Here is a 26,422-nt window from a genome sequence, read left to right as displayed (position 1 = left end):
CTCCGGCGCGGTTAGGATCGAGCCCATGTGTGGAATCGTGGGATACGTCGGCGCGCGTGACAGCCTGGCCGTGCTGCTCGGGGGCCTGAAGCGTCTGGAGTACCGCGGGTACGACTCCGCGGGAGTGGCCGTCATCGACGCGGACGGGGTGGTCGACAGCCGCAAGCGCTCCGGCAAGCTCAGCGTCCTGGTCGACGACCTCGAGGCGAACCCGCTGGCGCAGGGCACGACCGGCATCGGGCACACCCGGTGGGCGACCCACGGCGGGCCGACCGATCGCAACGCCCACCCGCACCTCGCGGACGACGGCAAGCTGGCCGTCATCCACAACGGCATCATCGAGAACTTCCAGCCGCTCAAGGAGGAGCTCGCCGCCGAGGGCGTCGTCTTCGAGAGCGAGACCGACACCGAGGTCGCCGCGCACCTCATCGCCCGCGAGTACCGCCGCACCGGCGACCTCGTGCTCTCCTTCCAGGCGATCGTCGCGCGGCTCGAGGGCGCCTTCACGCTCCTCGCCCTGCACCAGGACCAGCCGGGTGTCGTGGTCGGCGCCCGCCGCAACTCCCCGCTCGTGATCGGCCTGGGCGACGGCGAGAACTTCCTCGGCTCGGACGTCGCGGCGTTCGTCGAGTTCACCCGTCGCGCGGTCGCGATCGGGCAGGACCAGATCGTCACGATCACCCCCGATCTCGTCACCGTCACCGACTTCTTCGGCGAGCCCGTCGAGACCGAGCCGTTCGAGATCGCCTGGGACGCGTCCGCCTCCGAGAAGGGCGGCTGGTCGAGCTTCATGGCGAAGGAGATCACCGAGGGTCCCGAGGCCGTCGCCAACACGCTCCGCGGACGCATCCACGAGGGCGTCGTCACGCTCCCCGAGCTCGAGGGCCTGGACCCGATCCTCACGGACATCGACCGGATCACGATCATCGGCTGCGGCACCGCCGCCTACTCGGGCATGGTCGCCAAGTACGCGATCGAGAAGTGGGCGCGGGTCCTCGTCGAGGTCGAGCTGAGCCACGAGTTCCGCTACCGCGACCCGGTCCTCAGCCCGCGCACGCTCGTGGTCTCGATCAGCCAGTCCGGCGAGACGATGGACACCCTGATGGCGGTCAAGTACGCCCGGGAGCACGGCGCGAAGACGCTCTCGGTCTGCAACACGCAGGGCGCGACGATCCCGCGAGTCCGACGCGGTGCTCTACACGCACGCGGGCCCGGAGGTGGCGGTCGCCTCGACCAAGGCCTTCGTCGCGCAGATCGCGGCTCTCTACCTCTTCGGACTGCACCTCGCCACCGTGCGGGGGGCCTCCTCCGCCGAGGTCATCGCCTCGCAGGCCGCCGAGCTCCAGGCGATCCCCGAGAAGCTGTCGAAGGTCCTCGACGCCTCCGACGACATCGCGCAGCTGGCCGGCTGGATGGCCGACACCCGCGCCGTGCTCTTCCTCGGCCGCCACGTCGGCTACCCGGTCGCCCTCGAGGGCGCGCTCAAGCTCAAGGAGCTGGCGTACATCCACGCCGAGGGCTTCGCCGCCGGCGAGCTCAAGCACGGTCCGATCGCGCTGATCGAGCCCGGCCAGGTCGTCTTCGTGATCGTGCCGAGCCCGAGCGAGTCGTACGAGCTGCAGCGCAAGGTGATCTCGAACATCCAGGAGATCAAGGCGCGCGGCGCCCGCGTCATCGCGATCGCGGAGCAGGGCGACACCGCGGCGATCCAGATCGCCGACGAGGTCGTGCCGATCCCGCTCGCCGACCCGCTGTTCGAGCCGCTGCTCGCGGTCACCCCGCTGCAGATGTTCGCGATGGAGCTCGCGACCGCGAAGGGCTTGGACGTCGACCAGCCGCGCAACCTCGCCAAGTCGGTCACGGTCGAGTGACCCCGTCGTGATCGTGGGGATCGGCGTGGACGTCGTGGACCTCGCCCGCTTCGCGCGGGCGATCGACCGCACGCCGCGCCTCCGCGATCGCCTGTTCGCCCCGAGCGAACGCGATCTCCCCGTCGCCTCCCTCGCCGGGCGCTTCGCGGCGAAGGAGGCGCTCATCAAGGCGCTGGGGGACTCGGCCGGGGCGCGCTGGCACGACATGGTCGTCGAGCGCGACGAGCACGGGAACCGTCCTTCGCCCTCCACGGGGCGGCGCGGGCGGCGGCGGATGCGCGGGGAATCGCGCGGATCCACCTCTCGATGACGCACGACGCCGGCGTCGCCTGCGCGTTCGTGGTGGCCGAGTCGTGACCGCGCCGCTGTCGTTCCGCGAGGCGCTGATCGACGCCGACGCGATCGCCCGGAACGTGGGGCGGATGCGGGAGCTGACGGGTGCTCGTCGGCTGATGGTGGTCGTGAAGGCCAACGCCTTCGGCCACGGAGCGCTCGCGGCCGCGCAGGCGGCGCTCGCGGGCGGGGCCGATGCGCTCGGCACGGCGGACCTCCGCGAGGCGGTCGCCCTGCGCGAGGCGGGGTCCTCGCTCCGCTGCTCTGCTGGCTGCACGACCCCGGCGAGGACTTCGACGCGGCGGTCGAGCACGGCGTCGACGTCGGCGTCTCCTCGCTCGCCCAGCTCGACGCGCTCGCCCAGGCCGCCGAGGACCGCGGCGCGCGCGGCGGTGCAACTGAAGCCGACACCGGTCTCAGCCGCAACGGCGCTCCGGAGCAGGAGTGGCCCGAGCTCGCCGAGGCTCTCGCGCGGCACACCGCGCGCGGCGTCCTGCATCTGACGGGGGTGTTCTCGCACCTCCGAACACGTCGCGCGAGGAGGACCTCGCCCAGCTCGCGGTCCTGGCCCGCGGAGAGGCGCTGCTGCGCGAGCGCGGCGTCGCAGCACCCCTCGTGCATCTCGCGGCGTCCGCCGGTCGCTGCGGATCCCGGAGGCGCGGCGCGACATGGTCCGCGTCGGCATCGGGGCGTACGGCCTCTCGCCCTTCGACGACGAGACGTCGCTCGAGCTCGGCCTCGTCCCGGCGATGACGCTGCAGGGCGCGTCGCGGGCGTCCGGCGCGTCGACGAGGGCGTCGGCGTCAGCTACGACTACACCTACCGCGCCGATGCCGCGACCGGGCTCGCGCTCATCCCGTTCGGCTACGCCGACGGCATCCCGCGCAGCGCCTCCGGAGTCGCCGAGGTGCACATCCGCGGACGCCGCCACCGCATCGCCGGTCGGGTGGCCATGGACCAGTTCGTCGTCGACGTGGGCGACACCCCGGTCGAGGCCGGCGACGCCGTCACCCTGTGGGGCGACCCGACGACCGGCGTCCCCTCGGTCGACGAGTGGGCGCGCTGGTGCGGCACGATCAACTACGAGCTCGTGACCCGGGTCGGCGGGCGCGTGCAGCGCCGGGTGCTCGGCGGCGATCGTGGCTGAGCGCGGCCGGTCCGGCGACCGCGCTTCGTTCACCGACCGCGCCTCGTTCGCCGACCGCACCGTGGAGGTCGCGGATCCGGAGGAGATGGAGGAGCTCGGCCGCGAGCTCGGCCGGCTCGCTCCGCGCCGGCGATCTGCTGGTGCTCACCGGACCGCTCGGCGCGGGCAAGACCACGTTCACGCGGGGACTGGGGGAGGGCCTGACGTCCGCGGGCCCGTGACGAGCCCGACCTTCGTGATCGCGCGCACGCATCCGCCCCTGCACGACGGCCCGCCGCTCGTGCACGTCGACGCCTACCGCGTGGGCTCGGCGGTCGAGCTGGACGACCTCGACCTCGATCTCGAGCACTCCGTCGTCGTCGTGGAGTGGGGTGCCGGGCTGCTCGACGGAGTCGCGGAGTCGTGGCTCGACATCGTCATCGAGCGCCCGACCGCCGGGTCCGACGCCGCGGAGGGCGAGGAGCCGATCGAGCCGCGGACGGTCCGCTTCCGCGGCACCCGCTGGGTGCTGAGCCGCGCGGGTACCCTGTCAGGGTGCTGCTCGCGATCGACACCTCCTCCGGAACCTCCGTCGCCGTCGTCGACGACCGGGGCGCCGTCCTCTCCGAGCGCTCGGAGAGCGACACCATGCGGCACGCCGAGGTCGTCGGCCGACTGATCCAGGAGTCTCTCGCCGCCGCGGGCGCGACCAGCGCCGACATCGGGGCCGTCGCGGTCGGCATGGGTCCCGGACCCTTCACGGCCTGCGGGTCGGGATCGCCGCCGCGCGCGCCTTCGCCTTCGGCCGCGGCGTCCCCGCGCTGCCGGTCGTGTCGCACGACGCCCTCGCCCTGGCGGCGCTGCGCGAGGGACGGGAACCCCGGGTTCCTGGTCGTCACCGACGCCCGCCGCCGCGAGCTCTACTGGAGCGCCTACGCGGGACTCGACGAGCAGGGCTCCCGTGCGCATCGACGGCCCGGGATTGGCAAGCCCGGGTCGCTGCCCTTCCCCGAGCTTCCCCGGCTCGAGGCCGCGTCCGTGTCGGCCGCGGCACTGGGGGCCGTCGCCGCGCTCGGCCGTGCGGCGGGCCGGGCCCCTGCGGCCGACGAGCCCCTCTACCTCCGCTCGCCCGATGTGACGCTGTCGGACGGGCCCAAGCGGGTGACGGCGTGAGCGCACAGCTGCGCAGGGCCGTGCCGGCGGACCTCGACGCGATCATGGCGATCGAGGAGTCGGAGTTCACGAGCGACGCCTGGTCGCGCACGATGATGGCGGAGGAGATCCGCAGCGCCCACACGCACTACCTCGTCGCGGAGGACGACGGAGTCGTCACGGGGTATGCCGGGCTGCTCTGCCCGCGCGGCGCCCACGAGGGGGACGTCCGGAGATCGCGGTCCTCGCCTCCGCCCGGCGCCGCGGACTCGGGCGGCGCCTGCTAGGCGCCCCGCTCGCCGAGGCGCGCGCGCGCGCGCCCGCGAGGCGTTCCTCGAGGTCCGCGCGGACAACCCCGGGGCGCAGACCCTCTACCGATCGGAGGGCTTCGACGAGATCGGGGTCCGCCCCGCCTACTACCAGCCCGACGGAGTGGACGCGATCGTGATGCGCGCCCCACTCGCGCGGGCGACGGAGGAGACCGCATGAGCGCCGGACCGCTCGTCCTCGGGATCGAGACCAGCCGCGACGAGACGGGGATCGGCATCGTCCGCGGCACCACGCTGCTCGCCAACACCATCGCCTCGTCGATGGACGAGCACGCGCGCTACGGCGGAGTGGTGCCGGAGGTCGCCGCGCGCGCCCACCCGGAGGCGCTCGAGCCCACGCTCCGCACGGCCCTCGCCGAGGCCGGCGTCGCCCTCGAGGACCTCGACGCGATCGCCGTCACCAGCGGCCCGGGCCTGTCCGGCGCGCTGATGGTCGGCGTGGGGGCGGCGCAAGGCGCTCGCCGTCTCACTGGAAGCCCCGCACGCCGTGAACCACCTGGTCGGCCACGTCGGGGCCGACGTGCTGCGGGCCGACGGCAGCGATGGCAGCCCGGTCGAGGTGCCCACGATCGCACTGCTGGTCTCGGGCGGTCACACATCGCTCCTGCACGTGCGCGACCTGGTGTCGGACGTCGACTCCCTGGGAGACCATCGACGACGCGGCGGGGGAGGCGTTCGACAAGGTCGCGCGCGTGCTCGGCCTGCCCTATCCGGGCGGCCCGCAGATCGACCGGGTGGCCGCTCTCGGCGATCCGCGCGCCATCCGCTTCCCGCGCGGGCTCAGCCTGCCGAAGGACCTCGAGCGCCACCGCTACGACTCTCGTTCTCCGGGCTCAAGACCGCCGTCGCCCGCTGGTGGAGAAGCGCCAGGACGCGGGCGAGGAGGTGCCGATCGCCGATGTGGCGGCGAGCTTCCGCGAGGCGGTCGCCGACGTGCTGCTGACGAAGGCGATCGCGGCGTGCCGCGACCGGGACGTGCCGCGGCTCCTCCTGGGCGGCGGAGTGGTCGCGAACGCCCTGGTCCGCGCCTCGCGCAGGAGCGCTGCGACGCGGCGAGTCCAGCTGCGCATCCCGGCGCTCTCGCTCTGCACCGACAACGGGGCGATGATCGCGGCGCTCGCCGCCCAGCTCATCCGGGCCGGTCGCGCACCCTCGAGTCTCGACTTCAGTGCCGACTCGACCCTGCCGGTCACCGAGATCCAGGTCCACCAGTCGGGATCCGGCGCTCTGCAAGCGGCGCTCAGCCTTTGACAGCGTGCTCGGCGCCCTGCCACGCTGGCCTCTCCTGCCGTTCCTGATCAAGGGGATCCCATGACCACTCCGTACACGCCGACCACCGATCGCTACAACATCCTGGCGATCATCGGCTTCATCGCCTCGTTCTTCGTCTCCGTCGTCGGGATCGTCCTCGGCTTCATCGCCCTGTCGCAGATCAAGCGCACGGGGGAGAAGGGACGCGGCCTCGCGATCGCCGCGATCGTCATCGGCTTCGCCGCCCTGATCCTCGGAGTCATCGTCGGAGTCCTCTTCTTCGCCGCGCTGGCCACCGTCCCGATGTCGGAGTACTGACGACGGCCGGTCCCTCGGGGACCCTAGGCTGGACGGAGCCGCGCGAGGGGGAGAGCACGTGAACGACGAGTCCGCCGGGGCGGTCGCCGGTGACCCGGCACCCCTCTCCCGTTCGCCCCTCCCACGGGAGCACCGTCGGCGGCCTACCCGCCGCCGGCGGGCTCCGCGGATCCGCACCCCGGCTTCCCGGGTGGTCTTCGTCCGCGGACGCCGCTCAACGGCCTCGCGGGTCGCCGCACTGCTCTGCGGGATCCTCGGTCTCGCACCCGCGGCGATCGTGCTCGGCCACGTGCGGCTTCGCCCAGGCCCGGCAGCCAGGCCAGCGCGCGGACGCGGTCCGGCGATCGCCGGCTTCGCGCTGGGCTACCTGGTCGTGATACTCGCCGTCGTCGCGTACCTCGCCTACACCGCCTTCGTCGGCGGCCTGCGTTCCGACGGGTATCTGCCCGCCCGAGGTCTCCGACGGGTGCCGGATAGACTCGGCGCCATGAACGACAGCGCCGCGCCCGGCTCCGAGGAGCGTCCGCCACCGTCCCCGTCCCGCCCGTGCCGCCGATCCCTCCCGCCCCGCCGGCGCCGCCGTCCTCCTCGCGCCCCGGGGCCCGCCTACGGAGTCCCGGCCGGCTCCCGGCCCGTCGGACGCCCCGGACTACGGATCGCCCTCGGGCCGGCCGCCTGCGTATGCGGACGGCGGCCGCGCCGCCTGCGTACGCGTCCGCGCCCCCGCCTTTCCCACCGCCCCGAAGACGCTCAGCATCGTCGGCATGATCCCCGGCATCGCGGGCCTGGTCATCACGGTGTTCGTCTGGGGCTTCGGCTTCGTCCTCTCGGCGCCCGCTGTGGTGCTCGGGGTCTCCGGCGGCGCCGGGAGCCCGCCGCCCGCGGGTTCGCCCTGGCGGCGATCATCACCGGTCTCGCCGGAATCGTCGTCTCGCTGATCTACCTCGCCGTTCACCGTGGTGATCCTCGTGGTGGCGATCGAGCGGCGAACTCCTAGAGCCTGCTGAACACGATCTCGCGTAGCTCCAGCTCGGCCCGATCGCACGATCTGCGGCGTCGGAACCCTCGGTCGATGCCCGCATCGACCTTCGGCTTCCTTCCTGCAGCTCTCGCACGACCAGGCCGTGCTCGCGACGGCGATCTCCTGTCCAACAGGCCCTAGAGCCGACCGCTCAGGCGACGCGCTCGGCCAGCAATGCGCGGTGGCGGCCCTGCACGCGCGTCAGGATGAGCACCGCGCTGCCCCGGCCGGACAGCCCGAGCTTCTGGCGGAACCGCGCCGGATCGACGTCGACCCCGCGCTTCTTGATCTCGAGCACGGCGCCGATCCCGCGTCCGCGCAGCTCCTTCGCCAGGGTCCGCTCGTCCAGCGGAAGCTCGGCCAGCACGCGGAAGCTGCGCAGGAACGGCGGAGGAGGCGGGCTCGTCGCCGGTGAGGTAGGCGATGCCGGGGGAGAGCATTCGCGAGCCGCTGGAGCGGGCCAGCTCGCCGAGGAGGCGTGCGCGGATCGCGGAGCCGTCGGGCTCGTGCACGTAGGCGCCGAGGTCGCCGACCTCCTCGTCGTCGGAGTCCGCGGCCGCGGCCGGGCTCGGCTGCCCCGTGGGCGCCGAGGAGCAGGGCGGAGCGGCGGACGCCGGGACGCGCGCGAGAGCGCCGAACCAGAGGCCGGTCTCGACCAGGTCGCCGTCCACCGACACCCACTCGGCCTCCGCGTCGCGCGGGATCCGCTCGCGATCGAAGCCGGGACCCACCTTGACGCCGACGGGCAGGCGCTCGGCGAGGCCGAAGGCGAAGGCGAGCGAGGGGAGTAGTCGTCGGGGTCGTCCAGGCGCGCCGTCTCGCGGCGGCCGGTGCGCCGCGCCGGATCGAGGTAGACGGCGTCGTAGCCCTCGAGGTCGAAGGCGAAGGTCTCGGCGTCGCCGTGCACCGCGGCGCGCCGAGGGGAACGGGGCCAGGTCGAAGCTCGGCCAGGGCGGCGGTGACCTCGTCCGCGTCGACGGCCGTCACTCTCGAGGTCGATCGCGGCGAGGGCGAGGGCGGCCGCCGCCAGATGCCGCAGTTGCCGAGGCCGGCGATCCCCCGCCGCTCCGGCGCCGGCGTACCGGCCCGCGTGCAGGGCGGCGACCCGGAGCCGCGTGGCCCGCTCGAGGCCCGCGTCCGTGAAGAGCATCGAGCGCGGCGAACTCGCCGAACTTGCCGCGGGCCTTCTCGCGCAGCCGCGACTGCAAGGTGAGGACCCCCGAGACCAGGGCGGAAGCGAGCGGCCTGCGGAGCGCAGCGCCGCGACCGCGCGCACGAGGTCGTCCGAGCGGTACCCGTCGAGGGAGTACGAGGAGCCGGAGCCCCTCGGGGGAGAGGAGCTCGACCAGCTCGTCGCGGTGCATCCCGCCATGCTAGGCCACTCGCCCCGAGCGATCGCGCCGCCCGGCTTGGCACTCTGATTGCACGAGTGCCAGCACAGCCTCTACAGTGGATCTAGCACTCTCGGAGCGTGTGTGCCAGAACCGCGCTCCGCCACATCGTCGTCAAGAAAGAGGTCAACCGTGTCGGTGTCCATCAAGCCGCTCGAAGATCGCATCGTCATCAAGCAGGTCGAGGCGGAGCAGGTGACCGCTTCCGGTCTCGTCATCCCCGACACCGCCAAGGAGAAGCCGCAGGAGGGTGAAGTCGTCGCCGTGGGCCCCGGCCGCATCGACGACACCGCCGGCAACCGCGTCCCCCTGGACGTCGCCGTGGGTGACAAGGTCATCTACTCCAAGTACGGCGGAACCGAGGTCAAGTTCTCGGGCGAGGACCTGCTGGTCCTCTCGGTGCGCGACGTCCTCGCGGTCGTCGTCCGGGCTAGGACGCATCACGACGAAGCGCTCCGGCGACCTCGGTCGCCGGGCCCTTCGTCGACCCCGGTCGGTCCCCCTTCCGACCGGTGGCCTGATCGGGGCCCCGGATGACCGTTCCGCGCGGTCGCGCCGCTCCGGCCGTGCGTAGCATCGGAGGGGTGTCCGCCTCCCGCACCCCTCCGACCAGACCCCCGCGAGCACCCGGGCGACCGCCGCCGACGCGGCCGCGCGGCGAGCGCCGAGGCGCTGCCCCCGGCTCGGGGTCCGCAGCGCGGTCTGTCGACCACCGGGCTCTGGTTCGGCTTCGGCGCCTACCTGCCGTGGGGCGCGATGCCGCTCTACTTCATCGCGATGGCGCCCGCCTCCTCTGTTCGAGATCGTCGCGTTCCGCGTGCTCTTCTCGCTCGTCTTCTGCCTGATCCTGCTGAGCGTCACCCGCAGCTGGGCCGGGTTCCTCGGTCTCTTCCGCGAGCCGCGGCTCCTGGGCGTCATGGCTCTCGCGGGAGTGCTGATCTACGTCAACTGGCAGGTACGCACGCCAATCGCGACGACGACCGGCCACGTGATCGAGGCGGCGCTGGGCTACTTCATGAACCCGCTCGTCACGGTGCTGCTGGGCGTCCTCGTGCTGCGGGAGCGCCTGCGCCCGGCGCAGTGGATCGCGATGGCGATCAGCGCCGTGGCCGTGCTGGTCATCGCCGTGGGGTACGGAGCGTTACCCCGTGGGTCTCGCCTCTCGCCCTCGCCTTCTCGTTCGGCTTCTACGGGCTCGTGAAGAGCCGGGTGGGCGGCCGGATCGACGCCGTCGCCGGGCTGACGCTCGAGACGCTGTGGCTGACTCTCGCTCGCGATCGTGCATGTGGTCGGCTCGCTGGTCGGGCTGACCTTCGGCACGGAGGGGACCGGGCACGCGCTGATCCTCGCGTCGGCGGGCATCGTGACCGCCGTGCCCCTGCTGCTGTTCGCGGGGGCCGCGCGCCGCCTCCCGCTCTCGATCGTCGGATTCATCCAGTACCTGACGCCGTTCCTCCAGTTCCTCGTCGGTGCGTTCGTGCTGGGCGAGGAGATGCCGCCCGAGCGCTGGCTCGGCTTCGGGCCGGTCTGGGCGGCCCTGGCGATCTTCTCAGTCGACCTCGTCGCGGCAGAGCGGCGGAGGCGCCGTCTGGTGGCGTGGAACGACGGATAACGTCGTTGAGAGCGGTTGCTGCGACCGGAAGTAACGATCAGGTCGCGAAATCCATTCGTAACACCCTTGTATTGTTCACGGCTCGCTGTTACGTTTGCCGAGCGGTTGCCTCCGGCACCGCTCTGACGACAATCACTCTCAAGGAGCAACATGGGCGTTTACGCGAAGGCCGGTTCGGCTCGCGCACGGTCCCTCCGGGCAACCTCGGCGGTGTCGCCATCCTGGGCGCCAGCGCACTCGTCCTCGCCGGCTGCGCCAGCGGCGGCGGAGACGGCGACGCGGGCACCGACGGCGGCGCATCGGGCGACCTCCTCAAGATCGGCGCGATCCTGCCGCAGACCGGGACGCTGGCCGTCCTCGGCCCGCCCGCGCCCGCCGGCGTCGACCTCGCGGTCGCCGACATCAACGAGGCCGCTGCCGGCTCCTCGATCGAGGTCGAGCCGAAGGACTGGAGACACGTCGACCGACATCGCGACGCAGTCCGCCACCTGCTCATCGCCGACGGCGTCTCCGCCATCATCGGCGCGGCGTCGTCCGGTGTGTCGAAGACCTTCATCGACCAGGTGACCCAGGTGGCGTCGTGCAGGTCTCGCCGGCCAACACCTCGCCCGACTTCACCACGTACGAGGACGACGGCTACTACTGGCGCACCGCTCCCTCGGACGTGCTCCAGGGACGCATCCTCGGCAACATCCTGGGCGACGGCAAGACCAACGTCTCGATCCTGTACATGAACGACGCCCACGGCACCGGTCTCCAGAAGAACATCAAGGAGACCCTCGAGGCCGGCGGAGCCACCGTCGCCGCGGAGGAAGAGCATCTTCGAGCCCGCCTCGACGACTCGGCTTCAACTCGGCTCTGACCACCGTGCTCGCCCCGACTCGACGCGTTCGTCGTGATCTCGTTCGACGAGATCAAGACGATCGCGGAGCAGCTCGCGGCGAAGGGCTTCGACTTCGAAGCTCTACGGCATCAACGGCAACTACGGCGTCATCGGCGAGTCGGACACCAACGTCGACATCGCCGGCGCCCAGTTCACCAACCCGGGCGTCCAGGCGTCGGAGGAGTTCCAGTCGAACCTCCAGGCCCTCGTCGAGGAGCAGGGCAACGACCCGCTGACGGTGTTCAGCTACGCCCTGGAGTCCTACGACGCCACCGTCCTGCTCGCCCTCGCGGCGCTGCAGGGTGGAGCGACGGACGGCGCGACCATCCGCGACAACCTCGAGTCGGTCTCGAAGGAGGGCATGGAGTGCACCACCTACGCGGACTGCGCGGACTTGCTCGCCGACGATGAGGACATCGACTACAACGGTCTCTCCGGCCCGATCTCATTCCGGACGAACGGCGACCCGAGCGAGGCGTCGGTGTCCATCTACAAGTACTCCGCCGGCAACGTCACCTCGTTCGAGGAGACTACCGTCGACGGCTCGCCCGAGTAGCAGCACCACGGTGACACGACCCTGGTCGACGCGGGGAGGGGGGCTTCGGTCTTCGGACCGGGCCCCTGCGTGCGCGGGAGGGGCGGCCGGCTCCGGATCGGCTCCGGTCTCGGCGGGAGGGGTGGCTGCGCGATCTGCAGGGGATCCCGGTCGCCGTCGCCCGCGGCGGAATGGCTGTCTCGGCTCGATGCCCTGCACACCGAGCGAAGGCCTGCAGACGGTGCGACGTGCTCGCAGACGGTGCGGGGCCCTGCAGACGGTGCGAAGCCCTGCGGATGGTGCGGGCGCCTTCGGCCGGTACGGCGCCTGCTGAGCGCACCTCGGACACACGAGGGCGCCCTCCGGACCGAGGTCCGAGGGGCGCCCTCCCGATCGCGGGGCGTCAGCGCGGCCGGCGCACCGACCCGGACCGCGCCGGCGGGCACCGTCAATGTTCCGGCCGCCTCCGCCCCCGTCAGCAGCTCCATCGCCCGCCGCGTCGACGAGCACGTCGTCGCCGGAGTGGTTCAGGAAGAACGCGTACTCGGCGTCCTCCCCGACACGCGTCACGGTCCCCGAGGCCCTCGGGAGAGAGGCGGGCCTCGATGCCGGCGTCGCGGAGCGCGTCCTCCACGATCGCGCCGAGATCGTCGCCCGAGACCCGGGTCGACACGCACTTCAGGAGCGACCGGATCTGCATCATCCGTGGCGCGTCACGGCCGGACCGCCTGCCGCGGGCCTCGTCGATGTAGTCCGCGACCGCAGTCCGCGCCCTCGAGCACCGAGCCCTTCGGCCCAGCCGGACGCCGAGGCGCCGGTGCTCAGCGCGACGGTCTCGTCGGCGTGCAGCGGCAGGAACTCGGGCACGGCCACTCCGAGGACCTCGCGGAAGGCGCCGGAGCGCCGCCCGCGCGCACGGCGTCGTTCTGGTCGACGACGCCCGAGAAGTACGAGGCGACGAAACGTGCCGCCCCCGCGGACATAGCCCTCGACGGCCTGCGCTTCGACGGCCTCGTCGACGAGGTACAGCGCCGGCGCCAGGACGATGCTGCCGTAGGAGGAGAGATCGGCGTGCGGGTGCGCGAAGTCCACGCCCGCGCCGCGGCGCCAGAGCTCGGTAGTAGTGCGCGATCACGGCGCCCGGTGCGGGTGCTCGAGTCACGACCGACGGCCGCCACTTCGAGGTCCTGGGCCCAGAACGACTCCCAGTCCCAGAGTGATCGCGGCAACGGCGCGCACCCGGGAGCCGAGGATCCTCGCCGAGCCCGGCCAGCTCGTCGCCGAGGGCGACGACCTCCTTCCACACGCGGCTGCCCACTCCGGCGGGGCGGCAGCATCGGCCGAGCGGAACTTCTTGGCGCCGTAGCGCGAGGCGCGGAACTGGAAGTACAGGATCGCATCGGCACTGCGCGAGGTGGCTCACGCCGCTGCGGGCGAGCCCGCCGGGGCGCTTGGCGATGTTGCAGCGGCTGCCAGTTGACGGCCGAGGTGGAGTGCTCCATCAGATCCACGGGGCGCCGCCGGCCAGCGCCGAGCGGGCGAGGTCGGCGTCGAGCGCGAGCAGGACGTGGTTGTCGCGCAGAGCAGCTCGGCCACGAGGTAGTGGTCGTTGGCGACGATGTCCACCTCCTCGCTCCACTTCCAGAGGTCGACCGAGGGGCAGTTCGTCGCCATGAAGTTCGTGGTGACGGGGTGTCCTGGCGCGACAGCGCTTGATCAGCGCCGCGCTCGGCGCGGAAGCACTCGAGCAGGGCGTCGGAGGTGAACCTGGGCGAAGTCGAGCCGCTGCGTCTGGTTGACGGTGCTCGCCGAGACGCGCGCGCGCGTCGATCTCGTCCCACTCCCCGCAGACCTGGCCCCAGAAGAGCGTGCCCCAGGCGGAGTTGAGCGCGTCGAGCGTGCCGTAGCGGCGCTGGAGCCACGTGCGGAACGCGCGGACGCTGTACTTCGGAGCAGTCCTCGCTGATCGGGGCGCCAGTACTCGCTGTGGACGTGCCAGAAGCACGACCGCGGGGTGGGCGGCGTAGCGCTCGGCGAGGCGCTCGGTCAGCGCGACGCAGGCGGCGCGGTACTCGGGCGAGCTCGGGCTCACCATGCCGCGCGAGCCCCAGCCCAGCGTGACGCCCTCGCGGGTGACGGGACGGGCCTCCGGGTACTTCTTCCAGAAACCAGGCGGGGGGCGCGGCGGTCGGCGTCGCGAGGTCGACGCCGATGCCGGCCGCGTGCAGCAGCCGGATCAGCTCGTCGAGGAACGAGAAGTCGTACTGTTCGCCACCACGGGGCTCGAGCAGCGCCCACGCAGGAAGATGCCGATGCTGACGAGGTTCACCCCGGCGCTGCGCATGCACGGCGATGTCCTCGTCCCACACCTCGCGCGGCCACTGCTCGGGGTTGTAGTCGCCGCCGTAGCGGATCTCGGAGCGGCCGCCGAGGAGGGCGCTGCCGGGGCGGCCGAGCACGGCGGCGCGGGGGCCTCCGCGACCGCGTCGGCGACGGGGGAGCTGGGGGCGGTGGGTCATGCGGAGATCTCCTTCGAACTGTGTGCGCTCCCAGTTCTAGCACGTGGACAGACCGGCCGACCGGAAGCGTTAGCCGGCCTGGAAGCCGTCTTCGAATCCGCGCAATCCGTCGATGCTGACAGTCCCCGGTTCCGTATGTGTAACTGTAACCGCTCACAGGTACACCGTCGTCCATCCCTCGTCGGAGCTGTGCACCACCACCACACAGCACTTTGACAAGGAGGACGAATGCGCACATCACTCCGCAGGGCCGCCATCGCGACCGCGGCCGCCGCCGCCCTGACCCTGGACCGGCTGCACCGCATCCGGCGACGCCGGCGAGTCCGGACCCGTGACCCCGAACTACTGGGCCTTGCCCGAACCTCGAGCAGGTCGTCGACATCTGGAACGAGAACCTCGACATCCAGGTCACCGGTGAACAGCAGGACGGCGGGGACCCCGCCATCACCAAGCTGTTCACCGCGATCAAGGCCGGCAGCGGCGCTCCGGACCCGATCCAGGCCGAGTACCAGAAGATCCCGACGCTCGTCTCCCCGGACGCGCTCGCCGACATCTCCGGCTCCGTGTCGGACGACCTGGCCGGCGAGTACTTCGACGGCGTCTGGAACTCGGTCACCCTCGGCGGCGACGCGCTACGCGATCCCGTGCGGACTCCGGCCCGATGATGGCCTACTACCGCACCGACATCCTCGACAGCCTCGGCCTCGCGGTGCCGACCACCTGGGACGAGTACGCCGAGGTGGCGCGCGCCGTCCACGCGGCCGACCCGTCGAAGTACCTCGGCACGTTCTCGGCGAACGACGCGGGCTGGTTCACCGGCCTGCGCAGCAGGCCGGCGCCTCCTGCGGTCCATCGAGGACCAGAGCTGGGCGTCGACATCGACGCCGGCCCGACCGAGCAGGTCGCCGACTACTGGGGCGGTCTTCGTCGAGGAGGGCGCCATCGACAACAAGCCGATGTACACGCCCGAGTGGAACGCCGGTCTGAACGACGGCTCGCAGGTCGGCTGGATCAGCTGGTCTGGGCGCCCGGCGTCCTCGGCGCCGACACCGCCGGTCTCTGGACCGCGGCGAAGTTCCCGCAGTGGGACGCCTCCGCCCCCTCGAACGGCAACTGGGGCGGCTCGAGCACGGCCGTCACGACGCAGTCCGACCACGAAGTCGAGGCCGCGGTCGAGTTCGCCACCTGGCTGAACAGCGACCCCGAGGCCGTCGCCGCTCTGGCCGACATCTCGGGTGCGGCATACCCGGCCGCCACCGAAGCCGCGACCCGCGCCGACGACCGCTCCGAGTTCGGCAGCCAGCAGGCCGACTTCTACGACATCGCGTCGGAGGCGGCCGACACGGTCTCGAGCTTCACCTACGGCCCGAACGTGAACGTCGCGTTCAGCGCCTACAACGACGAGTTCGCCAAGGCGGCCGACGCGAAGACCCGCCAGGCCTTCGTCGAGGCGGTCGAGGCGATGCAGTCGATCACGACGGACGACCTCGTCTCCAGCGGCTTCTCCGTGAACTGACGGTGACGGAGGCGGGGTCCCCGGCCCCGCCTCCGCACCATTTCTCCCGTGCAGCGGCATCGCCACTGCACGCGCAGACCACCCCAGCAAGCAGGACGAGGACCAGCGATGACCGCTCCCACGATCACCCGAGCACCGGACGGCGCGTCTCGTCGAACCGCTCGAGCCGCCCCGCCGCCCGCCGCTCCGGCCGCTCCGGCTGGCGCTCGCGGGTCGGCATCCCCTACGCGATGCTCGCTCCCGGCATCGTGCCTTCTTCGTCGCCTTCATGGCGGCACCCATCGCTCCAATGCTCTTCCTCAGCTTCCAGAAGCGCCAGGTCAGCGGGTCTGGGCCTGGGATCGGGCGCCCAGAAGCAGGTGTTCGCCGGCGTCGGCGTCCATGTGTCCGCGCTGTCGGACCCCGAGTTCGCCGCGAGCGTCGGACGCGTCCTGCTCTACGGGCTCATCCTGATCCCGTGCATGCTCGGGCTGGCCCTGCTGTTCGCGCTGCTGCTCGACTCGCAGCGCACGCGCGCCGTCGGCTTCTCGCGGATCTCGATCTTCCTGCCCTACGCGGTGCCCGTGATCAGCCAGCCGCTCTGGGGCTTCCTCTACCTGCCCGCGGTCAGCCCCTTCTACTACGTCTTCGAGCGGATCGGCTGGGACGCCTCGAGCCTGTTCTCCTCCGGCGCCGTCACCGGTATCGCGAACATCGCGCTCTGGGGCGGTGTCGGCTTCAACATGATCGTCATCTACACCTCGCTCAAGGCTGTGCCGACGGACATCTACGAGGCCGCCAGGATCGACGGTGCCAGCGAGGTGCAGATCGCCCTGCGCATCAAGATCCCGATCCGCGCCTGCGCTGGTGATGACCGCGCTGTTCTCGATGGTCGCGACCCTGCAGGTGTTCGCCGAGCCGACCACCGCTGCGCCCGCTGACCAACAGCTTCTCGACGAGCTGGTCCTCGCTCATGCTCGTCTACCGCGACGCGTTCACCCGCGACGACATCTACTCCGCCGCGGCGACCTCCGTCGTGATCGCCCTCGCCACCTTCATCGTCTCCTTCCTCTTCCTCCGGGGTCAGCAGAAGCGAGCCTTCGGACAGGAGGACTGATCCATGACCACCGTCGCCCCCCGCCTCGGCACCACCGCCCCCGCGGCGCTTCGTCCCGCTCTCGCCCTCGCGCACCGCGAGCGGCCGAGCGCGATCTCGACCGGGATCCTCCTCGTCGGCGCGATCTACCGCCTCTTCCCCGCCTCGGGGTGTCCCGCGGCGTCGACGAAGGACGGCGGAGAGCTGTTCCCCGACCTTCACTCGCGCCCAGCACGCACCTCATCGACAACATCGCCGTGCTGTCCGTACCGCGACGGGCTGTTCTGGCGCTGGATGCTGAACACCGCGCTCTACGCCGGGCTCGGCGCGATCGCCTCGACCTGATCTCCGCGCTCTCGGGCTACGTGCTCGCGAAGTTCGAGTTCCCGGGCAAGAAGGTCGTCTTCAACGTCCTGCTGATGGGCGTGCTCGTGCCCGGCGTGATCCTCGCGATCCCGCAGTACTTCCTGCTCGCGAACGTCGGGCTCACGAACACCTTCTGGCGCGTCCTGCCGCAGATCGTCCCCGGCATCTACCTGGCCCGGATCACCGGCCGCGGCCGTGCCGACCGACGTGATCGAGGCGGCCCGCACCGAGGGCGCCAAGGAGCGTATTATCTTCACCCGCATCGCGACGCCGATGCTGCTCCCGGGCCTCGACGATCTTCCTCCAGTTCGTGGCCATCTGGAACAACTTCATGCTGCCGTACATCATGCTCGGCAACGACGAGCTGTTCCCCCTGACGGTGGGTCTGAACGCAACGCCGCTGAACCAGGGCGCTACCTGCAGGCCTGCCGCTCTACACGCTGGTCATCACCGGAGCCCTGCTCGGTCATCCCGCTGATCAAGGACTGGTCCCGCGCAGCGGTCTATCGTCCATTCGCCGCCGTGGCGGTGAAGGCGTGATCGTCGGCGAGCCGCGGGCGGCGGAGGAGCCGACCTGCTGGCCGGGTGACCACCGCCTCCGGCCGCCAGAGACCGACGATCGAGCACGTCGCGCTGAGTTTGCGCCCTGCGGAACGGTGTCGCGCGTCCAACGGCGTGCGCGGGTCAGCCTGGATGCGAAGACCGCCGTCGAGACGGCGATCAAGAAGACCGGCTACCGCGTCAATCCGCACGCGCGCAGCCTCGCCACGAACCGCAACGAACCCTGGTGGCCTTCCTCCTCACCGAGGAGCACCAGCTGCTGTTCGAGGACCCGGAACTGACCCTGCTGACCCGGAAGGCGTCGCCGAGCTCGCCGAGCGCGACGTCTCGCTCGTGCTGATCATGGCCGGCAGCACGGCCGAGCAGAGCGGGCCCTCGCCTACCTCGGCGCCGGGCACGTGGACGGCGTGCTGCTGGCCTCCGCCCACGGCGGGCAGCAGCTCCTCCGCGAGATCCAGGACCTCGCCGTCCTCGCCATCGCCTGCGGCATCCCGCTGGGCTACGAGAAGCGGATGGGCTACGTCGCCGCGGACGACGAGGAGGGGGCCCGCGAGATCGCCCACCTCGCCCCGCGGGCGCACCCGCGTCGCCACGATCGCCGGGCCTCCGACCTGCCGGGGGGCCTCGTGCGCCTGGCGGCCTACCGCCGCGAGCTCGGCGAGGAGTACGACGAGTCCCTCGTGCGCTACGGCGACCGCTACAGCCGGTCCAGCGGCGATGCGGCGATGACCGAGCTCCTGCAGGCCCGGCCCGACGTCGACGCCGTCTTCGCGGCGAACGACCGGGATGGCCGCCGGCGCGATCGACGCCCCGCTGCGGCGGGCCGCCGAGTGCCCGAGGACGTCGCCGTGGGCGGCTTCGACGACTCGAGCGTGGCCCTGTCCACGGAGCCCGCACTGACGACCATGCGCCAGCCCTTCGGCCGCATCAGCGCCGAGATGGTGCGGCTCCTGCTGCAGAGCATCGCGGGGAGCCGCCCGGCCGCCATCATCCTGCCGACCGAATCTGGCGCGCGTCCGCCTGACGGGGACGCGCGCTCGAGGGGTGGTGCGGGTGGAGCGGGTGGTGCGGCCTAGGAGGCGCGCAGCAGCTCGGCCTCCTGGACCAGGCGGTACGTGACGAACGAACGGCTGTAGCTGCGGCGCTTGCCGCTCGGGGTCTCGGCGACGACGACCTGCGCGTACACGCCCACGACCGACCAGCGCTCGTAGTCGCCGATCGCACCGGTGCCGAAGGACGCGCCGAGGGCGACGGGGGCGGGGGTGTAGCTCTTCACGCGCGGCTCCTTCGATAGGGGTCGAGCGGCGGCGGCCACCGCCTCGGGGCGGCGGCGTCGTCCGTCGGGCTGCGTCCGGGAACGTGCCTCCCACCAGGAGGATCGTGCTCGGCGCGCCCCGCCGGGGTGACGTCTCGTGTCCCCAAAATTACGGCAAGGGTCGCCCTGAGATGTCCCCGCGACGGGGGGTGGGGCGGCGGAGAGATCCTCGTCCGGCCGTCTCGTCCGCGACCACGCGGGATCAGCTCCAGCCGCAGTAGTCCGAGGCGATGTAGTCGTACAGCGCCGCGCGCACGGCGTCGCTCACCGCGACCGGGACCACGCGCCTCCGCGCCGTCCTCGAGACCGACGACGACGGGGAGGAACGTGCCCCGCTTGTCCTCCGAGACGGTGTGCGCTGCAGTTCACCGGCACGATCGCGAGGTCGAGCACGAACGGCTCCGAGTCGGCGTCGATCCGCCGTCCGACCGGCCAGACGTCGCCGGAGGCGGGGCGCAGGAGGACGTGCCGCGCACCTCCTCGATCCGCACGGATCCCGGCGCGCCGGTCGGCACCACGGTCAAGGCGAGGTGCGCGACGGGCCCGCCCGCCTCCTCCCGCACGGACACCTCGGCCGAGAGGGCTCGACGCGCACCACCTCGGCGACTCGCTCGGCGAGGCAGTCCTCGGCGTGGACCCGGGCCAGAGTGGCGAAGGGGTCCTCCTGGCACGACGACGGCGGTGCCGGACGTGCCCGGGCCGTGGTCCAGGTGAGGCGGATCCGGCCGTCGGAGGCGTCGCCGCCGCAGTCGGGTTCCGGCAGGCTGCAGCCGGAGCGCGGTCGTCGTCCCGGCGCGCACGGTCGAGGGCTCTCGCCGTCCACGCGGCGCCGGTGAACGCGGGGGAGTCCAGGCGCGCCTCCCAGACGTCCAGCGCGGCACCGGTGCCGCTGGCGACGAGCACCTCGGAGTCGTCGCGGGCCGTAGTCGTCGCGGTTCTGCCGGATGCTCACCGAGACGCCGTCGGGCAGGACGGAGGGGGAGGTGCCGCAGCCCGCGAGCAGCGCCAGCAGCACGGCGGGCACGACGGCCGCGGCGATGCGCCTCACCCGGTGCCTCCTCGCGCGGGACGACGAGGGTCCTCCGCCGTCGCCTCTCGGCGGACGATCGGGCCCCACGGCGGCGGCGGAGGCGTCAGCCTCCGACGGCCGGGGTGCTCGTGGTGACCTCGTTGGTCGTCGCGAGCGTGCCCAGGTAGAGCTCGATCACCTTGGGGTCGTTCATGAGCTCGCGCCCCGCGCTCGTAGGCGTCGCGCCCCTGATCGAGCACGTAGCCGCGATCGCAGATCTGCAGGAGCGCGGCGGGCGTTCTGCTCGACGAGATCGGCGATCGAGACGCCGGCCCGGTTGATCCGCTGGACGTTGACGAACGTCTCGTCCTGGCGCATCGGCGACAGTCCCGCGCTCGGCTCGTCGAGCAGGAGCATCGACGGATCCATCATCAGCGCGCGCGACATGGCGACCATCTGGCGCTCACCACCCGAGAGCGATCCCGAGCGCTGCTTGAGCCGCTTGGTGAGCTCGGGGAACAGCTCCGTGACGAACTCGAGGCGCTGGCGGTACATCTTCGGCTTCTGGTACATGCCCATCTCGAGGTTCTCCTCGATGGTGAGCGACGGGAAGACGTTGTTGTTCTGCGGCACGAAGCCGACGCCCTTCGAGACGAGCTTGCCGGCCTTCATGCCGGTGATGTCCTCGCCGTTGAGCAGCACGGTGCCCTGGCGGATGTTCACCAGCCCGAACATCGCCTTCAGGAGCGTCGATTTGCCCGCTCCGTTGGGGCCGATGATGCCGACCAGTTCGCCCTTCTTCACGTAGACGTTCGAGCCGTTCAGGATGTTGACTTCCGGCACGTACCCCGCGTGGAGGTCGTGGTCTTGAGGGTGTTGCCGGTCACTTGTCGTCCTTTCCGAAGTCGACGGCGGGCGCGTCCGTGGTGGGCGCGATCGCTCGTCGGAGCGGCGTCCGCGGCGTGCGCGGTCGTCGCGGAGCCGGTGGCCGGGGCGGTGGCCGGGTGGGCGGGCGGCACGATGCCGGCCTCCTCCGCCTGCCGCTCGACGTCCTCGCGGACGAGGTCCGACTCCATCTCCTCCGCGATCTCGAGCTGTCCCTCGACGGTGCCGAGGTCGGTGTCGTGGTGGGCGCCGAGGTACGCGTCGATGACGGCCGGGTCGTTCATCACGGTGGAGGGCGGGCTCCTCCGCGACGACCTTGCCCTCGGCCATCACGATCACCCAGTCGGCGATGGTGTTGACCATGTGCATGTCGTGCTCGACGAAGAGGACGGTCATGCCCTCGTCCTTCAGGTTCACGATGTGACCGAGGAGCGACTGCGCCGCCGGTTCACGCCGGCCATGGGCTCGTCGAGCATGACGAGCTCGGGCTCGGACATGAGGGCCCGCGCCATCTCGAGGAGCTTCTTCGACCGCCCGAGAGGCTCGACGCGTAGTCGTCCTTCTTGGTGTCCAGCTTGAACTTCTCCGAGCAGGCTGATCGCGCGCGCCTCGATCGTGTCCTCCTCCTTCGACCACAGCGGCCTGATGAGCGACGTGAAGATGTTCTCGCCCTTCTGCCCCTTGGCCCCGAGGAGCATGTTCTCGAGCACCGTCATACCGCCGAGGGCCTTGGTGAGCTGGAAGGTGCGCACCATGCCCATCCGGGACACCCGGTAGGCGGGGACGTTCGCGAGGTTCTTGCCCTTGAAGTTCCAGCGCCCGGTGTTGGGCTTGTCGAAGCCCGTCAGCAGGTTGAAGAACGTGGTCTTGCCGGCTCGTTGGGGCCGATCAGGGCGGTGATGGAGCCGCGGGGGATCTCGACGTGCGCGACGTCGACCGCGGTCAGGCCGCCGAAGCGCCGGCTGACGCTGTCGACGACCAGGATGGGGTCCTTCTTGACCCCGGGGACGATGGTGTCCTCGGTGATGTCCGAGACCGGCGTTTAGGCAAAGTGCAGATCCTTCTTCTTGCCGAAGATCCCCTGTGGTCGGAAGATCACCAGGAGCATGAGCGCGACCCCCACCACGATGAACCGGATGGGTCCGGTCTGCACCGTCGTGAGGCGGATGATGTCGTTGCTGAGGACGCCGGTGTCGATCCCCAGGGTGAGCAGTCCGTCGGTGAGACCGAGGACGACCCAGAAGATGATCGAGCCGGCCACCGGTCCGAAGACCGTCGCGGCGCCGCCCAGCAGCATGATCGTGTAGAGGAAGAACGTCAGCTGGGTGCCGTAGTTGTCGGGCTGCAGCGACCGGGGCAGGATGAACAGCGCTCCGGCGAGGCCGCCCAGCACGCCGCCCAGGACCAGCGCCTGGATCTTGTACGAGAAGACGTTCTTGCCGAGGGAGCGCACGGCGTCCTCGTCCTCGCGGATGCCCTTGATGACGCGGCCCCAGGGGCTGCGCATCAGGAGGAACACGAGGAGGCAGGCGAGGCCGACGAGGCCCAGCCGACGATCCTGACCCACCACTGGTCCTGGTTGTAGGTGAGTACTCCGAGTCCGAAGCGGCCCTCGGGCAGCGGGTTGAGGTCGTTGAAGGCCCGAGCCGCTCCGTTGATGCCCTCGGAACCGCCCGTGGCCGCCAGAACTCCGGCGTCTTGACCGACAGCCGGATGATCTCGGCCGCCGCGATCGTCACGATCGAGAGGTAGTCGGCCCGCAGCCGCAGCGTCGGGATGCCCAGGATGAGCGCGAACACGGTCGCCGCGACGATGGTCGCGAGCAGGGAGCCCCAGACGGGCCACTCGAACTTGACCGAGGTGATGGCGAAGGCGTATCCGCCCACCGCCATGAAGCCGGCCTGTCCGAAGTTGAGGAGGCCGGTGAATCCGAGTGGATGACCAGGCCCGATCGTCGCGAGGGCGTACGCCGCGACGGTGGGATCGACGATCTGCCCGATCGCCAGCCAGATGAAGTTGAGGTTCATGGTGTCCCAGCCGATCCGTTCCTTGCGGCCCAGGATTCCCTGCGGCCTGACCAGGAGGATGATGATCATGAGGATGAGCGGAGCCACGTACTTGAGGTTCTCCGGGATCCACACGGTCGAGATGTTCATCATGAGTCCGATGATGAGCGAGCCGACCAGGGCTCCGTAGGCGGAGCCGAGGCCTCCCAGCGTGATGGCCGCGAAGATCAGCAGCAGGATCGACGCCCCGGTGTCCCAGCGCAGCGACTGGTAGTAGCCGATGTACACGCCCGCCAGAGCAGCGAGGGCTCCCGACAGCACCCAGACGACGCGGATGACGCGCTCGACGTTGATGCCGGAGGCGGAGGCGAGGGCCCGGTTGTCCGAGACCGCGCGCATGGCCTTGCCGATCTTGGTCTTCGTCAGCACCAGGGCGACTCCGACGATGCAGACGATGCCGACGACCGCGCCGACGATGTCCGTGAACTTCAGGCTGATGCCGAGGGCGTCGATCGGTGAAGTACGGAGCGGTGCTGTTGGGCAGCGAGAGCCGGTCGGCGCCGAAGAAGAAGACGTACACGTAGCGCAGGGCCAGGGAGAGGCCGATCGTCACGATCATCAGCGGGATGAGCTGGATGCCTTCTTCCGCAGCGGCTTCCACAGCAGGCCGTCCTGCACGTAGCCGAACGCCCCGCCCAGGATCACCGCGAGGGGATCGCGAGCAGCGCCGGGCCCGAAGACCCCGGAGGAGGTAGGCCATCAGTGCGCCGAAGGTCACGAGCTCGCCGTGCGCGAAGTTGTTCAGCCCGGTCACGCCGTAGATCAGCGAGGCGCCGATCGCCGCGAGGGCGATGAGGAGCCGAAGATCAGACCGGTGACGACCTTGGGCCAGAAGATGATCCAGAAGGTGTCGGCCGAGACCGGCTGGTTCGCGGCGTTGGAGGTGCCGTCGGGGTTCGTCGCGTCGTTGCCCGTCGTGCCCTCGGTCGCCGGGCTGGTGGGGGCCGCCGAGTCCGAGGGGACGGGGCGGTGGCCCCGGTGCCCTTCGCGTTCGCGGTCGACACGATGAAGTTGACGATCTGGTTCTGCGAGCCGACGATCGTCACCTCCTTCGGGTTCTGACCCGCGGCGGGTAGCCCTTGTCGGCGGGGAGCGTGTCCTCGTCGACCGTGATGGTGAAGCTGCCGGGCTCGTCCAGCGGGAAGACCGCGCGGCCGTCGGCTCCGGTGGTCAGCGTCGCCGAGGAGTCGCCCTCGATCGCGGCGGAGACTCCGGCGAGGTTCTCGTTGGTGCCCTGGACGCGGACCCGGGCAGGTGATCGGACTCGTCGGCCGTGGTCTCGGCCATCGCGGCGGGAGCGGCGGCGGCGGGGCCGGGTCGAGGGTCGCGGCGAGCAGGCCGGCCGCCAGGCCGGCGGCTGCAGCGCGCCGAACGGACTCGCTGTCGCCACGGGGCGCGCCTCCCGGTCCGTCGGGTGCGGGGTCGTCGAGCGCTTGTCGGCGCGTCGAACGGGGAGCTGTGAGCAAGACGTTTACCTCTCGTCAGGGCGCACAGACGGATGCTGACTCCGGGCGCGCCCAGAGCAGCCGTCGTCAAACGGCGTTGGTTGACGCACACGTTCCGCATGTGTCCGGCGGTGTTTCACCGTCGGCACAGACGCGTGACCACATTATGAGGGGCGGAGAGCGCTCCAGCGGTCTCGAACGGGTGACAGCGCGTCTCCGCTCGGAATGAGAGCGCGCCCCGGCGGCGCGCTTAAGATTGAGCATCGCGCTCCCCGGGACCGGATGCCCTCCTCCGCCCGGGCACCCGCTTCCGCGACCGGTTAAAGGGGCATTGATGGACCAGCCGGATCCCTTCGAGTTCCTCGGACTCACCTACGACGACGTCATGCTCCTGCCGGGGCACACCGACGCCGTCATCCCGAAGCAGAGGCCGACACCACCTCCCGGCTGACCAAGCGCATCTCCGTCGCGACACCGCTGCTGTCGCGGCTGCCGCCAGGGCCACGGTGACCGAGGCGCGGATGGCGATCGCCATGGCCCGCCAGGGAGGCCTCCGGCGTCCTGCACCGCAACCTCTCCATCGCCGACCAGGCCGACCAGGTCGACCGGGTCAAGCGCAGCGAGTCCGGCATGGTCTCCAGCCCCGTCACCACCACTCCGGACGCGCATCCGTCGCCCGGTGGACGAGCCTCTGCGGGCGAAGTACCGCATCGGCGGGACTCCCGGTCGTCGACCTCCTCCGGTGTCCTCGTGGGCATCATCACCAACCGGGACATGCGCTTCTACGTCTCGCCGTTCGAGAAGGCCTCGACCCTCGTGCGCGACGTGATGACCAGCTCTCGGTCTCAATCACCGGCCGCAGCGTCGGCATCCCCGGCAAGCGAGGGTCATCGCCCTCTTCGCGCAGCACAAGATCGAGAAGCTGCCCCTGGTCGACGAGCAGGGCAAGCTCGCCGGGCTCATCACGGTCAAGGACTTCGACAAGTCGGAGCAGTACCCCAACGCCACCAAGGACGACGCGGGGCGACTGCGCGTGGGCGCGGCCATCGGCTTCTTCGGCGACGCGGCAGCGCGCGGCGCTCCTCGACGCCGGAGGTGGACGTCATCGTCGTCGACACCGCCAACGGCGACTCGGCCGGCGTGCTCGACATCATCCGCCGGCTGAAGTCCGACACCGCCTTCGCGGAAGCCGACGTCATCGGCGGCAGCGTCGCCACCCGCTCCGGCACGCCCAGGCGCTCGTCGACGCGGGTGCCGACGCGATCAAGGTCGGAGTCGGCCCCGGATCCGTCTGCACCACCCGCGTCGTCGCCGGCGTCGGCGTGCCGCAGGTCACCGCCGTGTACGAGGCGTCCCTCGCCGCCCGCGAATCGGGCGTGCCCGTCATCGCGGACGGCGGATCGCAGGTACTCGGGCGACATCGCCAACGCGCTCGTCGCCGGCGCCGACACCGTCATGCTCGGCTCCCTGCTGGCCGGCTGCGAGGAGAGCCCCGGCGACCTCGTCTTCCAGAACGGCAAGCAGTTCAAGACCTACCGCGGCATGGGCTCCCTCGGCGCCCTGCCTGGACCCGCGGCGAGCGCTACCTCCTACTCGAAGGACCGCTACTTCCAGTCCGATGTCCCCACCGACGACAAGCTCATCGCCGAGGGCATCGAGGGCCAGGTGCCCTACCGCGGTCCGCGGCTCGCCAACGTGGCCTACCAGCTCGCCGGAGGTCTACGCCAGTCGATGTTCTACGTGGGAGCGCGCACCATCACCGAGCTCGGGCGAGCGCGGCAAGTTCGTCCTCGTGCATCACGGCGGCGGGGCTGAAGCGAGTCGCACCCGCACGATGTGCAGA

25 protein-coding genes and 17 pseudogenes are annotated in these 26,422 nt (G+C 71.2%); 27 read left to right on the top strand and 15 right to left on the bottom strand.

The window, feature by feature from the left end; translation table 11 throughout:
• The first annotated feature begins 25 nt into the window (after window positions 1–25).
• From glmS to AC0CII_RS08930, 11 genes and pseudogenes are all read left to right on the top strand, one after another.
• Window positions 26–1,871: pseudogene (glmS, locus tag AC0CII_RS08980) on the top strand (glutamine--fructose-6-phosphate transaminase (isomerizing)).
• Window positions 1,872–1,878: 7 nt separating this feature from the next.
• Window positions 1,879–2,228, top strand: a pseudogene (locus tag AC0CII_RS08975) (holo-ACP synthase).
• 65 nt (window positions 2,229–2,293) lie between these two features.
• A pseudogene (locus AC0CII_RS08970) lies at window positions 2,294–2,730 on the top strand (alanine racemase); the annotation flags it as partial.
• Window positions 2,713–3,351, top strand: coding sequence for an alanine racemase (locus tag AC0CII_RS08965; RefSeq protein ID WP_465229286.1), 639 nt, complete (start codon window positions 2,713–2,715; stop codon window positions 3,349–3,351). The pseudogene AC0CII_RS08970 and the gene AC0CII_RS08965, both read left to right, overlap by 18 nt.
• Window positions 3,258–3,572, top strand: a complete 315-nt coding sequence (locus tag AC0CII_RS08960) for a tRNA (adenosine(37)-N6)-threonylcarbamoyltransferase complex ATPase subunit type 1 TsaE (RefSeq protein WP_465229202.1) — start codon at window positions 3,258–3,260, stop codon at window positions 3,570–3,572. The genes AC0CII_RS08965 and AC0CII_RS08960 overlap by 94 nt, the downstream gene beginning before the upstream one ends.
• Window positions 3,485–4,009 (top strand): annotated as a pseudogene (locus AC0CII_RS08955) (tRNA (adenosine(37)-N6)-threonylcarbamoyltransferase complex ATPase subunit type 1 TsaE); the annotation flags it as partial. The gene AC0CII_RS08960 and the pseudogene AC0CII_RS08955, both read left to right, overlap by 88 nt.
• Window positions 3,979–4,503 (top strand): tRNA (adenosine(37)-N6)-threonylcarbamoyltransferase complex dimerization subunit type 1 TsaB, encoded by a 525-nt coding sequence (locus tag AC0CII_RS08950; protein WP_465229201.1) that lies wholly within the window; start codon window positions 3,979–3,981, stop codon window positions 4,501–4,503. The pseudogene AC0CII_RS08955 and the gene AC0CII_RS08950, both read left to right, overlap by 31 nt.
• Window positions 4,500–4,769 carry a GNAT family protein gene (locus AC0CII_RS08945; RefSeq protein WP_465229200.1) on the top strand — a complete coding sequence of 90 codons (270 nt, stop codon included), beginning with the start codon at window positions 4,500–4,502 and terminating at the stop codon, window positions 4,767–4,769. The genes AC0CII_RS08950 and AC0CII_RS08945 overlap by 4 nt, the downstream gene beginning before the upstream one ends.
• A gap of 198 nt (window positions 4,770–4,967) precedes the next feature.
• Window positions 4,968–6,062, top strand: a pseudogene (gene tsaD / locus AC0CII_RS08940) (tRNA (adenosine(37)-N6)-threonylcarbamoyltransferase complex transferase subunit TsaD).
• Window positions 6,063–6,122: 60 nt separating this feature from the next.
• Window positions 6,123–6,380, top strand: coding sequence for a DUF4190 domain-containing protein (locus AC0CII_RS08935; RefSeq protein ID WP_207403148.1), 258 nt, complete (start codon window positions 6,123–6,125; stop codon window positions 6,378–6,380).
• A gap of 58 nt (window positions 6,381–6,438) precedes the next feature.
• Window positions 6,439–7,377, top strand: a complete 939-nt coding sequence (locus tag AC0CII_RS08930; protein ID WP_465229199.1) for a DUF4190 domain-containing protein — start codon at window positions 6,439–6,441, stop codon at window positions 7,375–7,377.
• Window positions 7,378–7,552: 175 nt separating this feature from the next.
• Here AC0CII_RS08930 and AC0CII_RS08925 read toward each other — a convergent pair whose 3' ends face one another.
• The gene (locus tag AC0CII_RS08925; RefSeq protein WP_465229198.1) at window positions 7,553–8,773 is read right to left on the bottom strand and encodes a THUMP-like domain-containing protein; all 1,221 of its coding nucleotides are present in this window, start codon (window positions 8,771–8,773) and stop codon (window positions 7,553–7,555) included.
• Window positions 8,774–8,924: 151 nt separating this feature from the next.
• On the opposite strand from AC0CII_RS08925, the pseudogene groES reads away from it, so the two are divergent.
• The 5 genes and pseudogenes from groES to AC0CII_RS08900 form a co-directional block, all read left to right on the top strand.
• A pseudogene (gene groES / locus AC0CII_RS08920) lies at window positions 8,925–9,221 on the top strand (co-chaperone GroES); the annotation flags it as partial.
• Window positions 9,222–9,464: 243 nt separating this feature from the next.
• Window positions 9,465–10,404, top strand: a pseudogene (gene rarD, locus AC0CII_RS08915) (EamA family transporter RarD).
• A pseudogene (locus tag AC0CII_RS08910) lies at window positions 10,389–10,916 on the top strand (hypothetical protein); the annotation flags it as partial. The pseudogenes rarD and AC0CII_RS08910, both read left to right, overlap by 16 nt.
• A 68-nt stretch (window positions 10,917–10,984) precedes the next feature.
• On the top strand, window positions 10,985–11,266 hold the full coding sequence (locus tag AC0CII_RS08905; protein ID WP_465229306.1) for a hypothetical protein: 282 nt from the start codon (window positions 10,985–10,987) through the stop codon (window positions 11,264–11,266).
• A 109-nt stretch (window positions 11,267–11,375) separates the two neighbouring features.
• A complete protein-coding gene (locus tag AC0CII_RS08900; protein WP_465229285.1) occupies window positions 11,376–11,843 on the top strand; it encodes a hypothetical protein in 468 nt (155 codons plus the stop codon).
• 454 nt (window positions 11,844–12,297) lie between these two features.
• Here the strand turns inward: AC0CII_RS08900 and AC0CII_RS08895 are convergent, their stop codons facing one another.
• The 5 genes and pseudogenes from AC0CII_RS08895 to AC0CII_RS08875 all read right to left on the bottom strand — a co-directional run.
• Complete coding sequence (locus AC0CII_RS08895) at window positions 12,298–12,525, bottom strand: hypothetical protein (RefSeq protein WP_465229197.1); 228 nt, start codon at window positions 12,523–12,525, stop codon at window positions 12,298–12,300.
• Complete coding sequence (locus AC0CII_RS08890) at window positions 12,522–12,914, bottom strand: beta-galactosidase trimerization domain-containing protein (RefSeq protein WP_465229196.1); 393 nt, start codon at window positions 12,912–12,914, stop codon at window positions 12,522–12,524. The genes AC0CII_RS08895 and AC0CII_RS08890 overlap by 4 nt, the downstream gene beginning before the upstream one ends.
• A gap of 327 nt (window positions 12,915–13,241) precedes the next feature.
• Complete coding sequence (locus tag AC0CII_RS08885; protein WP_465229195.1) at window positions 13,242–13,496, bottom strand: hypothetical protein; 255 nt, start codon at window positions 13,494–13,496, stop codon at window positions 13,242–13,244.
• A 178-nt stretch (window positions 13,497–13,674) separates the two neighbouring features.
• A pseudogene (locus AC0CII_RS08880) lies at window positions 13,675–13,941 on the bottom strand (beta-galactosidase); the annotation flags it as partial.
• 121 nt (window positions 13,942–14,062) lie between these two features.
• Window positions 14,063–14,341 (bottom strand): annotated as a pseudogene (locus AC0CII_RS08875) (beta-galactosidase); the annotation flags it as partial.
• A gap of 380 nt (window positions 14,342–14,721) precedes the next feature.
• On the opposite strand from AC0CII_RS08875, the pseudogene AC0CII_RS08870 reads away from it, so the two are divergent.
• The 7 genes and pseudogenes from AC0CII_RS08870 to AC0CII_RS08840 all read left to right on the top strand — a co-directional run.
• A pseudogene (locus tag AC0CII_RS08870) lies at window positions 14,722–14,892 on the top strand (sugar ABC transporter substrate-binding protein); the annotation flags it as partial.
• 110 nt (window positions 14,893–15,002) lie between these two features.
• Complete coding sequence (locus tag AC0CII_RS08865) at window positions 15,003–15,857, top strand: extracellular solute-binding protein (RefSeq protein WP_465229194.1); 855 nt, start codon at window positions 15,003–15,005, stop codon at window positions 15,855–15,857.
• A gap of 2 nt (window positions 15,858–15,859) precedes the next feature.
• Window positions 15,860–16,777 carry a carbohydrate ABC transporter permease gene (locus AC0CII_RS08860; protein ID WP_465229193.1) on the top strand — a complete coding sequence of 306 codons (918 nt, stop codon included), beginning with the start codon at window positions 15,860–15,862 and terminating at the stop codon, window positions 16,775–16,777.
• A 32-nt stretch (window positions 16,778–16,809) separates the two neighbouring features.
• A complete protein-coding gene (locus AC0CII_RS08855) occupies window positions 16,810–16,953 on the top strand; it encodes a hypothetical protein (RefSeq protein ID WP_465229192.1) in 144 nt (47 codons plus the stop codon).
• A gap of 3 nt (window positions 16,954–16,956) precedes the next feature.
• Window positions 16,957–17,277 carry a hypothetical protein gene (locus AC0CII_RS08850; RefSeq protein WP_465229191.1) on the top strand — a complete coding sequence of 107 codons (321 nt, stop codon included), beginning with the start codon at window positions 16,957–16,959 and terminating at the stop codon, window positions 17,275–17,277.
• Entirely contained in the window at window positions 17,190–17,675 is a 486-nt protein-coding gene (locus tag AC0CII_RS08845) for a hypothetical protein (RefSeq protein WP_465229190.1), read from the top strand. Before AC0CII_RS08850 ends, AC0CII_RS08845 begins: the two co-directional genes overlap by 88 nt.
• The gene (locus tag AC0CII_RS08840; protein ID WP_465229188.1) at window positions 17,630–17,776 is read left to right on the top strand and encodes a hypothetical protein; all 147 of its coding nucleotides are present in this window, start codon (window positions 17,630–17,632) and stop codon (window positions 17,774–17,776) included. Before AC0CII_RS08845 ends, AC0CII_RS08840 begins: the two co-directional genes overlap by 46 nt.
• A gap of 25 nt (window positions 17,777–17,801) precedes the next feature.
• Here AC0CII_RS08840 and AC0CII_RS08835 read toward each other — a convergent pair whose 3' ends face one another.
• Window positions 17,802–18,050, bottom strand: coding sequence for a hypothetical protein (locus AC0CII_RS08835; protein ID WP_465229187.1), 249 nt, complete (start codon window positions 18,048–18,050; stop codon window positions 17,802–17,804).
• Between the two features lie 216 nt (window positions 18,051–18,266).
• On the opposite strand from AC0CII_RS08835, the gene AC0CII_RS08830 reads away from it, so the two are divergent.
• Window positions 18,267–18,935 carry a substrate-binding domain-containing protein gene (locus AC0CII_RS08830; RefSeq protein WP_465229186.1) on the top strand — a complete coding sequence of 223 codons (669 nt, stop codon included), beginning with the start codon at window positions 18,267–18,269 and terminating at the stop codon, window positions 18,933–18,935.
• Here the strand turns inward: AC0CII_RS08830 and AC0CII_RS08825 are convergent.
• The 8 genes and pseudogenes from AC0CII_RS08825 to AC0CII_RS08790 all read right to left on the bottom strand — a co-directional run bounded on the left by AC0CII_RS08825 (window position 18,932) and on the right by AC0CII_RS08790 (window position 24,524).
• A complete protein-coding gene (locus AC0CII_RS08825) occupies window positions 18,932–19,135 on the bottom strand; it encodes a hypothetical protein (protein WP_465229185.1) in 204 nt (67 codons plus the stop codon). The genes AC0CII_RS08830 and AC0CII_RS08825 overlap by 4 nt on opposite strands.
• Window positions 19,136–19,694: 559 nt before the next feature.
• The gene (locus AC0CII_RS08820) at window positions 19,695–20,222 is read right to left on the bottom strand and encodes a hypothetical protein (protein ID WP_465229184.1); all 528 of its coding nucleotides are present in this window, start codon (window positions 20,220–20,222) and stop codon (window positions 19,695–19,697) included.
• An 85-nt stretch (window positions 20,223–20,307) separates the two neighbouring features.
• Window positions 20,308–21,026: pseudogene (locus AC0CII_RS08815) on the bottom strand (ABC transporter ATP-binding protein).
• A 455-nt stretch (window positions 21,027–21,481) separates the two neighbouring features.
• A pseudogene (locus AC0CII_RS08810) lies at window positions 21,482–21,883 on the bottom strand (ATP-binding cassette domain-containing protein); the annotation flags it as partial.
• Between the two features lie 227 nt (window positions 21,884–22,110).
• A pseudogene (locus AC0CII_RS08805) lies at window positions 22,111–23,095 on the bottom strand (branched-chain amino acid ABC transporter permease).
• Between the two features lie 66 nt (window positions 23,096–23,161).
• Window positions 23,162–23,566, bottom strand: a pseudogene (locus tag AC0CII_RS08800) (branched-chain amino acid ABC transporter permease); the annotation flags it as partial.
• 374 nt (window positions 23,567–23,940) lie between these two features.
• The gene (locus AC0CII_RS08795) at window positions 23,941–24,180 is read right to left on the bottom strand and encodes a hypothetical protein (protein ID WP_465229183.1); all 240 of its coding nucleotides are present in this window, start codon (window positions 24,178–24,180) and stop codon (window positions 23,941–23,943) included.
• Window positions 24,177–24,524 carry a hypothetical protein gene (locus tag AC0CII_RS08790; RefSeq protein ID WP_465229182.1) on the bottom strand — a complete coding sequence of 116 codons (348 nt, stop codon included), beginning with the start codon at window positions 24,522–24,524 and terminating at the stop codon, window positions 24,177–24,179. The genes AC0CII_RS08795 and AC0CII_RS08790 overlap by 4 nt, the downstream gene beginning before the upstream one ends.
• Before the next feature lie 616 nt (window positions 24,525–25,140).
• Between AC0CII_RS08790 and AC0CII_RS08785 the strand changes: the two are divergent.
• The 3 genes and pseudogenes from AC0CII_RS08785 to AC0CII_RS08775 all read left to right on the top strand — a co-directional run.
• Window positions 25,141–25,749, top strand: a pseudogene (locus AC0CII_RS08785) (IMP dehydrogenase); the annotation flags it as partial.
• A 92-nt stretch (window positions 25,750–25,841) separates the two neighbouring features.
• Window positions 25,842–25,931, top strand: a pseudogene (locus tag AC0CII_RS08780) (IMP dehydrogenase); the annotation flags it as partial.
• A 103-nt stretch (window positions 25,932–26,034) separates the two neighbouring features.
• Window positions 26,035–26,394 carry an IMP dehydrogenase gene (locus tag AC0CII_RS08775; RefSeq protein WP_465229284.1) on the top strand — a complete coding sequence of 120 codons (360 nt, stop codon included), beginning with the start codon at window positions 26,035–26,037 and terminating at the stop codon, window positions 26,392–26,394.
• Window positions 26,395–26,422: the final 28 nt, after the last annotated feature.

The organism is Rathayibacter sp. AC182, from assembly GCF_979253875.1.
Note: the sequence above shows the minus strand (reverse complement) of the source record. Positions and strands in the feature narration are given on the sequence as shown.